The organism is Pseudoalteromonas gelatinilytica (genome assembly GCF_001641615.1).
Taxonomy (GTDB): Bacteria; Pseudomonadota; Gammaproteobacteria; order Enterobacterales; family Alteromonadaceae; genus Pseudoalteromonas; species Pseudoalteromonas gelatinilytica.
The window spans coordinates 351,874-365,673 of the sequence record NZ_LRRU01000004.1; the positions used below are offsets into that span (position 1 = coordinate 351,874).

The following is a 13,800-nucleotide window of genomic DNA, read 5'->3' on the forward strand; positions in this document are numbered from 1 at the left end:
AGGTTCTAGGTTCTAGGTTCTAGGTTCTAGGTTCTAGGTTCTAGGTTCTAGGTTCTAGGTGCTAGGTGCTAGGTGCTAGGTGCTAGGTGCTAGGTGCTAACAGCATAGTGTTGGTTGTGCCTCCCCTATGACTTTGTTCGGCGTTAAAACGCCTCCTACAACTCGTATCTCGCAAACTTTCCCCTTTACTCTTTCTAACTTGCTAACTTTCTAACTTGCTAACTTTCTAACTCGCTAACTTTTCAATCTGATAGCTGACGGCTGAAAGCTGAGAGCTCTTTTGTTCATCGCGCGAAATAAATTTCACGCCTACAGTGCTAGCAAAATAAAACGGTATACATTGCACAATGCGAAATAGTAGCGCTGCACGAAAGTACTATATCCAGCCCTGTTTAAATTTCATACGTTGTAAACCAAATGTTAAACAGGAGAACACACAATGAAACGCCTATTGACGATGATTGCGCTATGCGCAGGTATGAGCACAACTGCTTTTGCAGCATGTAGAGATAACGTTGTACTGGTACATGGTAATACCGCCTCCCCTTCGAGTTGGAATAACACAATCAACGAATTAAAACGAAAAGGGTATGTCGACAGTGAAATTTTCACCCCAGATTGGGGCTCTAAATCTTGCGCGAGTTGCAACGATCATAACGGCAGTGAAGAAACGCCCGTACGTAACGCTATTCTTACTGCAATCAACCAATCTTGCACAGGTAAGATCGATATTATAGGCCATTCAATGGGGGTCACACTCGCAGCCCAGCAAATTTATAAGCTAGGCATGGCATCAGATGTCGATACCTTTGTTGGTGTTGCAGGTGCCGCGCGCGGCCTGCTTAGTTGTGGTGTTTACCCATACAATGTGTGGAATAACACATGTGGTTACTATGGCTTATCGGTTGGCAGCCCATTATTAAATAGTATTTATGGAGAAGCATTAGGCGACAAAGTGTATTCCATAAAGAGCTACTCGGATCAAATCGTCTGCTCAACTGGCACTTGTTATGTGTACGGCATTCACAGCAGCCGATTATGGAATGAAAATGCCACCTACACCTACGTTCTCGGCCACTTTGGTTTGCAAACCGATACGTATGTGAAACAAGTGAGTTTGATTCAGTAGCAGCAAGTTAGCGAGATTGTAGCAGCGATTTTATATCGCGTAGGAATGGTTATAGGTGCTAGGTGCTAGGTGCTAGGTTCTAGGTGCTAACAGCGTAGTGTTAGTTGCGCCTCCCCTATGACTTTTTTCGGCGTTAAAACGCCTCCTACAACTCGCATCTCGCAAACTTTCCTCTTTACTCTTTCTAACTTGCTAACTTTCAATCTGATAGATCTTATGCTCATCGCGCGAAATAAATTTCACGCCTACGTTATTCCTTTACTCTTTCCCCTTGTAACTCGCTAACTCGTTGGGTTTCGCTCCGCTCTACCCAACCTACCAGCTCGCTAACTTATGCTTTTACGAACCATACAGCGCTTTCATTAATTGACGCAGGTTCTTTTGATTAGTTTCCGTCTTAACAAGCGCTTTTAAACGGCTTTTAACCTCTGGTTTTGACTTTGCTTGTTGACTCAACGCCGATATAGCGGCACTGCGAATATCTTTCGGGTTACTAGCGTCAGCAAAGGCGTAAATACTATCTACTTGTTTTGCGTCTAACTCATTATTACCCATTGCTTTTAAAATCGCCCCTTGCGTTTTACTATCAGTTTCTTGATTTAGTTGATTACTCAAGTAATTCAAACTGGTTTTACTTGGCATTTTTGCCAAGGCCTCTGCCGCATTTAGGCGTAATCTTGGGCTGTCGCCAGCTAAATAATCACCAATAAGCTGTTGATGATCATAGTCTCCGCTATTGCCCAGTGCGGTGATTAGGGCAGATGCTTTTTTATCTGTTGCACTCGAACTCAATGAATCAGCTAACTTTTGGGTTAACTGACTCGAAAACTCACTGCCCTGCTGATTTTTCGCTATAGCCCCCATTACCATTAAAGCACTGTGAGCCAGCTTAGAATTTTCTTCATCAAGACCATATGACATGGAATACTCAAAAATCGCCTCAACCTGCATGTCCGTCAAAGGCTTTTCACTGTATTTTAGTGCCATTAAACTTCTAAAACGCTGATTTGGTGAAAATAAACCTTGTTCAACAAACACTTCCGTCAGTAACTGTTTTGAATTAACTGAGTCATGTTTACCTAAGTACATAAACAATTTACTTTCTAGGGGATCAGCAATTGCCTTTGTTGAAATAAGCTCTTTTAAGCTCTGTAAATACTGATCGTTGTCATAAAGAAATTGCAAAAGCGTTTTTCGATCTCCTTCTAGCCAATCCATATTTTTTAAAGCAGTGATAAACGCTTCTGTATTTTTTAAGGGTTGAGGCGGCGCTTTAGGGTAAACCCAATCTGTGCTTAAATTTTTCCATTGATTAGGGTCTTCGGGTAATTGTAGTAACCTTGCATCATCGGGTATCGATTGATTTGAACGGTTTAAACTGAGTGTTTGCAGTACTTCAATATTCATATTTCCATCACTACTACTGACTTGAATATGACTATTTCCGAGGGTTTTTGTTAACCAGCACTTATCGTTTTCAAAAGTAAACTCATCACTAATAATGTTCGCCGTTTCCAACTGCATTAGCTTTTTCGCAGCATTAGCGCTTTGTCTAGTGTCAGTTGGTTCTATGTAACTGAGTTTATTACGCTTTAGTTTGTTATCAGCTAAAACCGTGTAGAGTGATTTGTACTGACCAATATCATCACGTTCTTTAACCCAGTACTTATCACCCTGTAAATTTTCAGGGTGTTTTGCACGGTGAAAGGCACGGTATAAAGCAATCAGCTTCTGTTGATCGGCCGGTTTTAATTTAGCATTAAACCGATAATCTAAAACTTCACCTGAGTTATTGTTAATTTTCACGGCAAAAGGCACAGCATATTCATTGCTTGTACTTACCGTTTTATTTAACTTTGCTTGAGCTTGGTACAGCTCAAAACCCAACCAGTGAGATTTCTCTTCAACCAACAATGGCCGATAAATCAACCGCCCTTGCAAGTCAAACTGACTTTTTGAAGGGCTTTTCATCGAGATAATATTCGTATCTGCTTTTGATTGAAGTTCAGCCCAAACAGTACACTGAGGCACCGCATAAGCCGCCGAAGCATAGCCTAATAAAGTGCCAAATAATAAACTCATGTTAATTAAACGCATTATACCTTAGCCTTCAAACTAATAGTTTAAGGTTGCTGATTCGTCTAAAATTGTCCAGCTTTTATCGTACAAAGTGCTGGTATCATAGATAGTTTGAGTTTTAGTTTTCGTCTTAACCGTACAACACCACTTATATTTAGGGTATTTAACATAGACATAAAATTCACCTGAAATTGCCTCAATATCATTTGTTACATCAATTCCTAAGGTTATTTTAGAATCAGTGATAGCTTTAGCTAAATCTGCATAAAGTGTGGCATTAAATGTATCTGCAATAATCAAGAAATCGATACCAACACCGCCACTTGCTATGCCTAGGTTTATTTCAGCTGTCGCATACGCATCCATGCTAGCAGTAACAATAACTCCCCCTAAGTCAATACGGCTATTGCTATAAGTTAAACCAACTCCTAAATCTAAACTTCCGCTAACACCTGCCTCAACAGTCACCGGAACAATCACAATGGTGAACGTCGTTTCAACCACTTTTTGCTCTTCGCTCCAGCTATATCCTAAAGATTTGTCTAAGGCCGATAACGTATCGCCCTCGTCAATTAACGTATCACCCAGCACACTAAAGTTTGCTGCATAAGTAATTTCACCATCACTTACATTGGCACTCGCTTCAGCACTAGCACTTACCAAACTTGCTGATTTATCAAATAAATAAAGGTCTAGGTCTGCTTCAACTAGCCCCTCAGCTGAACCACCATTACTAGAAGAAACATTCATATAGCTATAAAAAGAAGGGCTGATAGCCACAGCATCACTGTCACCATAGGTCGCACTCCAACTACCAACTTTAGCCAAGGTTGTTGCTGCTGCAGCTGTAGTCTGCATCGCTGATACTGAAGCTATTGTAGTTTTATTACTATTTAGTTCTGCCGATTCTGCGGTACTCACTTCATCATGATAAAGCGCATAAGGTACCTCAACGGTAATACTATTATTGTCACTGTGAGCTTCAATTTCTTCTGAGTTATCATGGAAGGTAAATGTCATGCTAAAGCTGTTTTCGCCACCATCGTGATCAAAATTATCGTGTATCGCTTTGAGCAATACACCATTCACAGCAACATCCCAAGGAAAGTAATGAGACTGCTCATGATCAGGAAACTTTATACGCATCGTCTCCATATAAGCTTGCGCTTGCTCATTCCATAAGTGAGCATGATAAGTGGTTTCGCCGATGGTTATCGTTGCACTGATGTCAGCCTCATTGACAGAATTGCCAAATTTGGTGGCATTAATAAAACCGATTAAATCAGGTATTTTTTGCGTAGGTTCACCAGTCCCTGTGGTATCTCGTTTACCCGGACCAGGAAAAACAGCAAAGCCGTCGCCAACTTTAAGTTTATCTAAAACAAAATCATGATAATGGCCATCGCCAATGACTACCGAGCTATAGGTGCTTTCGTCACCAGACTCAATGCCCCGCGACTTATTATCTGTTACATCAACTTCATTTGAGATCACCCCGCTTGTGTCAACAAAAGCGGCAATGACAAATTCACCCGCAGCGAGATCTTCGTTTGGCAAAATTAATGTTGCACTATGATTTTGCTCGCCTTCTTGTAACTGCTCGATATCAAACTCACCTAAATCGTAGCCATCTGGCTCATCTTCAGTTTCAAGCTCAGCGACTTTACTTCTTTCAATCAAAATAAAGGAAACACCTACATGCTCATTCGTTAATAAGGTTGTTTCTGTGCTGAAATCAACAGTAATCTGTTGCCCTGGTTGATAAACGTTATCAGACACTGGGGTCATCGATTTCAACGCTACATTAGCAACAGCTTCTTGTTCAGTAGAGTCATCATCAGAACACCCAACTAGTGAAAGTAGGGATAAAGCCAATACAGCACTAATCCTTTTAGACTGATTCATATCACGATTCCTAATTATTGATTGTAATTTCGACAAACTATTAATTAATAAAACTCATACTTCTACTCAAAGTCCGACAGACTTATTTTCGAAATGGTTAAGCTTTAACCCACTAAATTTGGGGTACAAAAGGTACATATCTCAAAGGGTATATCACAATAATGGATGAATTATGGAGGGATGCAAAACAACCAAAATTATTAAATGCGAGGGACGAGGAAGGAGATATTAGATATCAGTCGTTAGAAGTCAGATTAGATTGTGCCCGCACATAGTTAAATTGAAATGCTCATCCGTAGGCGTGAAATTTATTTCGCGTGATAAACATAAGAGCTATCAGATTAAGAACAAAAGTTAGCGAGTTACAAAGGGAAAGTTTGCGAGTTCGGGGAACTTTTCCCTTTCCCCTTTCCCCTTTCCCCTCGCTAACTTATCGAGCTTCGCAGTGCTCTGTCCAACACGCTATTATTCGTACCCTTCAAACCTTGTTGCACAAACTATGCCTATGCACTCAACACCACTGTCGAGTTCTAACAGCTCTAAATTATAGCTTTTGCTTACATCTACTTTTTTTAGTGGGTTATTAAAAAGGCTGATATCTACTAAATTTGCATGTTCACGTAAATCAATGTTTTTTAATTTGTTATTCGACAAAAAGAGCACTTGAAGCATGGGGTTTGCTGTTAAATCGATAGTGCTTAAGTGGTTATTACTGGCGTAAAGTGCAGTTAACTTTTTATTATGGCTTATGTCTAAAGCGCTAAGCTGGTTGGCATCTAGGTTTAGTTCGCTGAGCATCTTGAACTTGCTTAAATCTAGGTTTTTTAACTGATTATTTGCAAGCTCAAGGTTACGAATACCACTCGGTATATTTACTTTTGTGAGCTTATTGCCCGACAGATTAAGTTGATACAGTTCAGAATTAACAAGCGTCAATTCACCTGTCAGCTTATTATCTTTAAGATCAAGCCATGTAAGTTTACCGTTAGTGCTTACATCAAGCTTTGAAAGCTTATTACCACTCAGCATTAAAGTCTCTAACTCTTCATTGTTACTTACATCAATACTCGTAAGGCTATTTTGGCTTAAATTAACATGGAAAAGCTGGCTGTTGTGGCTTATGTCGATTTCGGTCAGCTGGTTTGGCACTTTCTTATCGGCAGGTCTACTTGTAATGCCACCAATTTCACCAACGATGAAGCTATCCCCTTCATTACTGAGGACGAGTTTTGTTAAGTTACTAAAATGCTCAAGCCCTTTGGCTGAGGTAATACCGCGATCTCTGCAATGTATTTTTGTCACCTCCCCCACAGTTTTATAGCCACTTTCTTGTAAACACGCTAAGAAGTTAGCATCTGCAACCACGCTCTCTATTGGTGTATCGTCATTAGCCGAAGCACCAGCAACCCCAAGATTTAACACAAGCAAATAGGCCAAAGCCATGTTAATGCACACAAAGTTCCCTTTAAACATTATTTCACCTTAAATTTTCAACAACATAATCAGGTGGTTAAGTAAGATATTTCATCACCCAACAGCAAAGCATGCATAATACAGGTTATTTGACAATTGTACCCATATAAATACAAAATACTTTCGAAGTTGTTATTTAATGGGTTCGCGCGAAATAAATTTCACGCCTACAGTGCTAGGTGCTAGGTGCTAGGTGCTAGGTGCTAGGTGCTAGGTGCTAACAGCATAGTGTTGGTTGTGGGTTGATAAAGGGGGCTCCCTACCCAATCGAATTTTTTGTTCGGCGTTAAAACGCCTCCTACAACTCGAAACTCGTATCTCGCAAACTTTCCCCTTTACTCTTTCTAACTCGCTAACTTTCAATCTGATAGCTGACGGCTGAAAGATTCTTTACCCTATCCCCTCGCAACTCGCTAACTTATCGAGTTTCGCTCCGCTCTACCCAACTTACAACTCGGCATTCTTACGTGAATACATTTTATGTAAGTTCAGCAGTTTATCTTTGAGGCGCTGTGAATAGGTGACGAAATTTGTCAGTGTACCGGCATCTTTTCTGTTGGTATCAGCAAGTAGCATTAATAACTTACGCTGCGCCTGATTCAGATGCAGTTGCAATGACCTAGCTGCTTTATCTATTTCGTCATTTTTAGGTTGTTCTAAATTCTCGCTGGTATGGGTGAACAAGGTCAGCGTATCACTCGAAAGTTCGCGGATCATAATCAAAATATCGCTTTCTAATTCAATAAATTGTTCATTCATAATCCGCTTGCTTTCAAACAAATCAATGATGGAATCATGAATTTGGAACAAATAATCAAAGCGGTTAATTTGCAGCATTAACTCTCGTGACTGCTCTTCATCATTGATTTTACTAACAATAGTAGTGAAATAAGTGATGTATTCCTTCTCAACAAAACTGGCATATTCCAAGCGCTTTTGTGCAGTATCTTGAATACCTTTGTAGTTAGTCTCTAAGCTCAGCGTGACCTGATTGTAGTTTTCTTTTAAGAAGTTAAGCAGCTGTTGGTTACCTGACTCTAACTTATCGACGACATGCTGAAACTCTTCATCTTCTTGGTAGGTGGGCAATTCAAGGCGTTCAAAGTCCATCTTTCCTTCACCAAGCAAAAAATCGACAAAGCGCGTAAAAGGGTTAACAAAAGCAATAAAAACTAAACTGGCAACCACATTAAAAATAAAGTGGATGTTTGCCAGTGCGACAGCGGGATCAAGCGTAATTTCACTTAACTTATCACCAAACAATAAAATGAAAGGCAGAAATAAAAGTACCCCACCCACATTAAACAACAGGTGGCTCAACGCTGCTTTCTTTGCTGCGATATCCATACCAAACACCGAGATCATTGCCGTCGCTGTGGTACCAATATTCGCCCCCATAATAATGGGTACCGCGTTCTCAAGCCCCAAAATACCTTGCTGTGTAAAAACAATGGCAAGCCCTGTAGTCACCGAACTCGACTGCACCATAGCAGTAAATACACAGCCCACTAAAATCGCTAAAAGTGGGTTTTGCGGCTGCGTTAAAATCTCAATTAATGCAGGGTTGTTTTGTAATGGCGCAAGTGATGATGAAATCAGGTTAAGGCTAAAAAAGACAAAACCGAAATAGAAAATCGCCTTACCAAAAATAGAAAAGCGATTGCGAGTCAGTGACAGAAAAAAGCCAATAATAATAATCACAGGAGCAAATACCGTCAGCTTAAAAGCCACCAGCTGAGCCGTTATCGTAGTGCCCACATTTGACCCAAAAATAATACCGACACTATTTTTAAACGTTAACACCCCCGCATTTACCAAGCTTATCGTGATCACCGACGTCGCAGAACTCGATTGAATAAAAGCCGTCACCACAGCACCAATTAACACCCCAAAAATAGGAATGTTAGTCGCGCGACTCAACGATTTACGAAAGCGCTCTCCCGATATACTTTCAATTTCCCGAGAAAAGTTCTCAAGCCCAAAAATAAAAAGGATAATGGCGGTTAGCCCAGCCATGGCTATGTTCAGATTTTCCATTCGCTTATAAAGTGCTGATATTGTTAATCAAGATCGATACAAAAAGTATAGATTTGAGTACCTTATAGCGCAATGATCGAAAACAAAGTAACTGGTTTTAGGGGCGAGTTGCGAGGAACGAGATTCGAGGCGTAGGAGGCGTTTTAACGCCGAGCAAAAAAGGAGATATTAGATATCAGTCGTTAGAAGTTAGATTAGATTGTGCCTGCGCATAGTTAAATTGAAATGCTCATCCGTAGGCGTGAAATTTATTTCGCGCGATAAACATAAGAGATTTCAGTCGTAAGCTATCAGTTTAAGAACACATGTTAGCTAGGTGCTAGGTGCTAGGTGCTAGGTGCTAGGTGCTAGGTGCTAGGTGCTAGGTGCTAGGTGCTAGGTGCTAGGTGCTAGGTGCTAACAGCATAGTGTTGGTTGTGGGTTGGTAAAGGGGTTAGGCAAAAAGAAAGACCTGACCCCATGTTTTTATTAGGATGTAAAAAAAAGGCCCTCGAAAACATTCTTTTTTACTCACCTTAGTTGAGTAACAACACTTAAGAATTTTCAACCTCTCTTCTATCTTTTCCAAAATTAAACGCTATTCTGAACTGCATACCTATAAACGTTTCTTTATACAAATGTTTACCAATATTATCGGTATCATTAGTTCTTTGTAAAAGTCTATCATCTCTAAAATTAGTGAAGAGTGGAGTGCTTATTAACCCATCTATTTTTTGATAATTCAAATCTTCCTCATTGGCATATGTACCAATACATGTTTCGACATACAATTTTAAATCATCTAAAAAGGAAGTTTGAACTATATCAATACACTGCCTAAGCTCCCGTTCTGATATTTTTTCATATATGTATGCAATAAAGAAATTTGCTATGAATTCAGACTTATCAATATCCGTTATGGATTCAATACAGAATAATATTTTGTCTGTAACTCTTTCCAAATCATCTTGGTTTAAGTATTTTATTTTTCTCGATAATTCATCTTTTTCCTTTTTACTAACTTCATCGATAGCTTCAATAAAACGCACTATTTTAGATGCAAACATTCTATCTCGAATAGAATCACTTAAATTCCATACTTTAATCAACGTACTTACATAAGGTATATCTTTAGCTACGCCTGTCAGTAATTGACTTTTAAATGCGGCTTCGGTCAGGTCTGCTGCTATTTCAAAACCCTTTTTCATGCCATTTCCTTATTAATTTAACTCAACTGTACCAACGGATTAGTTAATCCATTGGTACAGTTAAGCACAAAGAGTAAGAACTTGCGTTTTGACTTTTATCTTACTTACTCGAGCGAAATAAATTTCACGCCTACGGTATCGGAGTTCGGCTTAACGATGTGCGGGCACAATCAAACTATAAACTTATGGCTTAAAGCTCCTTTACTCTTTCCCCTAGCAACTCGCTAACTTATTTCTTAATCTGCCTTCTACGACTGATATCTAACAACTCTTTTTTCGGCGTTAAAACGCCTCCTACAACTCGCATCTCGTCCCTTGAAACTCGCAACTTTCCCCTCGCAACTCGCTAACTTGTTGGGTTTCGCTCCGCTCTACCCAACCTACAAGCTGATAGCTCCCTTCCCCTTTACTCTCGCTAACTTTACCCTCGCTAACTTTCTCCAAAACACAAAAAAGCCGTTACATTGCTGCAACGGCTTTTTGGCATTTGAATTTAATCAAACCTTAGTCACGGTATGTCTCAACCGCTGGGCATGAACAAACTAGGTTACGGTCGCCGTATACGTCATCGATACGCGTTACTGTAGGCCAGAATTTGTCTTTTGCTACGCTTGGTACTGGGAATGCTGCGTAGAAACGGTCGTATGCACGGTCCCACTCATTGCCTAGTACGTCTGCTTGTGTGTGCGGTGCAAACACTAGCGGGTTGTTTTCAATTGACCATTCGCCAGATGCGATACGGTCGATTTCTGACTTGATTGACACCATTGCTTCGATGAAACGGTCGATCTCAACTTTAGACTCAGACTCAGTTGGCTCAATCATTAGTGTGCCAGCTACTGGGAATGACATAGTTGGTGAATGGAAGCCGTAATCTTGTAGACGTTTAGCTACGTCCATTTCTGTAACGCCTGTTTGCTCTTTGATTGGGCGTAGGTCAACAATACACTCGTGCGCAACGCGGTTGTTACGGCCACGGTATAAAATTGGGTAGTGCTCGCTTAGCTTCTCAGATAAGTAGTTAGCGTTCACGATAGCCATTTCTGTTGCTTGTTTTAAGCCTTCAGAGCCCATCATGGCAATGTATGCCCACGAGATAGGTAAAATAGCTGCTGAGCCGTAAGGGGCTGCAGAAACCGCACCGTTACCGATGTTTGTGCCAGCAACATTAATTACGCTGTGGTTAGGCATAAATGGCGCTAGGTGAGATTTAACACCGATTGGGCCAACACCTGGACCACCACCACCGTGTGGAATACAGAATGTTTTGTGTAGGTTAAGGTGCGATACGTCAGAACCAATTGAACCTGGGCTTGTAACACCAACTTGCGCATTCATGTTTGCGCCGTCCATGTACACTTGACCGCCGTGCTGGTGCACGATGTCACAGATTTCACGAATTGTTTCTTCGTAAACACCGTGTGTAGATGGGTAAGTGATCATGATACAAGATAGGTTTTCAGATACCTCTTCGGCTTTCGCTTTAAGGTCTGCCATATCAACGTTACCGTTTTTATCACAGTCAACAACCACGATTTTCATGCTTGCCATTTGTGCAGACGCTGGGTTTGTACCGTGCGCTGAACTTGGGATCAAACATACGTTACGGTGACCTTCACCGCGTGACTCGTGGTATTTACGAATCGCGATTAAGCCTGCGTATTCACCTTGTGCACCTGAGTTAGGTTGTAGTGAAACTGCATCGTAACCTGTGATGTTTACTAACCAATCATGTAACTCAGTCATCATGATTTGGTAACCCGCTGCCTGATCAAGTGGGCAGAATGGGTGTAAGTTTGCAAACTCAGGCCAAGTGATTGGGATCATCTCAGCTGTCGCATTAAGTTTCATTGTACATGAACCTAATGAGATCATTGAGTGGTTAAGCGCTAAGTCTTTGTTCTCTAGGCGCTTGATGTAACGCAACATTTCAGTCTCGCTGTGGTACGAGTTGAAGTTAGGGTGCGTTAAAATTTCGTCATCGCGTACTAGGCTTGCAGGAATTGAGTTGCTGCCGTTTACTTCGATTTCGTTTGCAAGTGCATCAACGCTCAGACCGTGGCCTTCACCTAAGATGATGTCGAATAGCTCAGCTACGTCTGCACGGGTTGTTGTTTCTGATACAGAAATTGAGTATTCACCTGCGCGGTTAGCCGCAAAGTTAACGCCGTTTGCTACTGCACGTGCAACGATTTCGTCTTTGTTATCTGCAACAACAGTCAGTGTATCGAACCATGTGTCGTGCTTAAGGTTTACACCTTTCGCTTTTAAGCCTGCCGCTAAGATGTCTGCAAAACGGTGGATACGCTCAGCGATAGTTTTAAGGCCTTGTGGACCGTGGTAAACCGCGTAGAACGCTGCCATGTTCGCTAGTAGTACTTGCGCTGTACAGATGTTTGAGTTGGCTTTTTCACGACGAATGTGTTGTTCACGTGTTTGCATTGCCATACGTAGTGCGTCGTTACCTAAACGGTCTTTAGAAACACCGATAATACGACCTGGTAGTGAACGCTTGTACTTGTCGCGTGTTGCGAAGAATGCAGCGTGTGGACCACCGTAACCCATAGGCACACCAAAACGCTGTGCTGAACCAAGCACTACGTCTGCACCTAATTTACCCGGTGCTTTAAGCAGTAATAAGCTCATGATGTCTGCAGCAACACAGGCAATCGCTTTTTTGCTTTGTACGCCAGCGATTAAATCAGTTACGTCAGTGATTTCACCGGTTGTTGATGGGTATTGGAATAACGCACCAAAAATGTCGTGGTCTAGTGCTTCAGCTGCTTTACCAACGATAACGTCAAAACCGAACTGCTCTGCACGTGTTGCAACAACGTCGATTGTTTGCGTGTGTACGTCTTCAGCAATGAAGAATGTGTTTGATTTAGACTTAGCAACACGCTTTGCAAGGCCCATTGCTTCTGCCGCAGCCGTTGACTCGTCAAGTAATGACGCGCTTGCTAGGTCAAGACCCGTTAGGTCTAGGGTCATAGTCTGGAAGTTTAATAATGATTCTAAACGACCTTGTGCAATCTCTGGTTGGTATGGTGTATACGCAGTGTACCAGCCTGGATTCTCAAGTACGTTACGTAAAATTACGTGTGGTACGTGAGTTGGGTGGTAGCCTTGACCGATGTATGATTTGAACACTTTATTTTTGCTTGCTACTGATTTTAAGTAGCTTAGTGTTTCAACTTCAGTGCGGCTTTCGCCAATTGATAAACCTTGCTCTAAGCGAATGCTTGCAGGTACCGTTTGACCGATCAGCTCTTCAACACTCGATACTCCAAGAGCGCTCAGCATGTCGCTTACTTGCGCTGGGCTTGGCCCAATGTGACGGCGAATAAAATCTTGCTTTTGCTCTAATTGTTCAAGAGATTTGGCGTTTGACATTTGTCCAGATTCCTATGATCCAAAAAAAAGTGGTTACTGCCAATGGGTAACTGGCAATAACTTAAAAACGTGTTGATTTAGTAACTTACAGCGTATGGAAAAGTAAGCTATAAAATCATAAAAGCCCCACTTATGAGGGGCTTTTAGTCGGCGTGACTAATTAATTAGTCTTCGTCGATTGTGTTAGCGTAGCCTTCAGCGTCTAACAGGTTATCAAGCTCTGATGTGTCAGATGCTTTGATACGGAATAACCAACCGTCAGTGTACGGGTCGTTATTTACTGTTTCAGGCGAATCTTCAAGATCTTCGTTGATTGCAACGATTTCACCGCCGATTGGTGCGTAGATGTCTGATGCTGCTTTTACAGACTCAGCTACTGCGCAGTCTTCACCCGCGTCAACTTCATCACCAACTTCTGGTAATTCAACGAATACCATGTCGCCAAGAAGTTCTTGTGCGTGCTCAGTGATACCTACAGTAAACGTACCGTCACCTTCGTCGCGAACCCACTCGTGTGAAGTAGCATATTTTAATTCGCTTGGGATATTGCTCATCTTTTTGTTCCTTTGGTTTATATTGGGTGATAACACCAAATTT

General features: G+C 41.4%; 8 protein-coding genes. 1 reads left to right on the top strand and 7 read right to left on the bottom strand.

Features of this window, described 5'->3' with window-relative positions; genetic code table 11:
* The first annotated feature begins 439 nt into the window (after window positions 1–439).
* Complete coding sequence (locus NH153_RS02140; RefSeq protein ID WP_063700501.1) at window positions 440–1,129, top strand: alpha/beta fold hydrolase; 690 nt, start codon at window positions 440–442, stop codon at window positions 1,127–1,129.
* Window positions 1,130–1,468: 339 nt separating this feature from the next.
* Here the strand turns inward: NH153_RS02140 and NH153_RS02145 are convergent, their stop codons facing one another.
* The 7 genes from NH153_RS02145 to gcvH all read right to left on the bottom strand — a co-directional run bounded on the left by NH153_RS02145 (window position 1,469) and on the right by gcvH (window position 13,757).
* Window positions 1,469–3,226 carry a HEAT repeat domain-containing protein gene (locus NH153_RS02145; RefSeq protein WP_063700503.1) on the bottom strand — a complete coding sequence of 586 codons (1,758 nt, stop codon included), beginning with the start codon at window positions 3,224–3,226 and terminating at the stop codon, window positions 1,469–1,471.
* Window positions 3,227–3,244: 18 nt separating this feature from the next.
* Window positions 3,245–5,113 carry a hypothetical protein gene (locus tag NH153_RS02150; RefSeq protein ID WP_063700505.1) on the bottom strand — a complete coding sequence of 623 codons (1,869 nt, stop codon included), beginning with the start codon at window positions 5,111–5,113 and terminating at the stop codon, window positions 3,245–3,247.
* A gap of 465 nt (window positions 5,114–5,578) precedes the next feature.
* Window positions 5,579–6,586, bottom strand: a complete 1,008-nt coding sequence (locus NH153_RS02155) for a leucine-rich repeat domain-containing protein (RefSeq protein ID WP_063700506.1) — start codon at window positions 6,584–6,586, stop codon at window positions 5,579–5,581.
* Window positions 6,587–7,033: 447 nt separating this feature from the next.
* Window positions 7,034–8,623, bottom strand: coding sequence for a Na/Pi cotransporter family protein (locus NH153_RS02160; protein WP_063700508.1), 1,590 nt, complete (start codon window positions 8,621–8,623; stop codon window positions 7,034–7,036).
* Between the two features lie 533 nt (window positions 8,624–9,156).
* Window positions 9,157–9,810, bottom strand: a complete 654-nt coding sequence (locus NH153_RS02165) for a hypothetical protein (protein WP_063700510.1) — start codon at window positions 9,808–9,810, stop codon at window positions 9,157–9,159.
* A gap of 504 nt (window positions 9,811–10,314) precedes the next feature.
* Window positions 10,315–13,203, bottom strand: coding sequence for an aminomethyl-transferring glycine dehydrogenase (gene gcvP, locus NH153_RS02170; protein ID WP_063700512.1), 2,889 nt, complete (start codon window positions 13,201–13,203; stop codon window positions 10,315–10,317).
* Window positions 13,204–13,367: 164 nt separating this feature from the next.
* Entirely contained in the window at window positions 13,368–13,757 is a 390-nt protein-coding gene (gene gcvH, locus NH153_RS02175; protein ID WP_062570365.1) for a glycine cleavage system protein GcvH, read from the bottom strand.
* Between the last annotated feature and the right edge of the window lie 43 nt (window positions 13,758–13,800).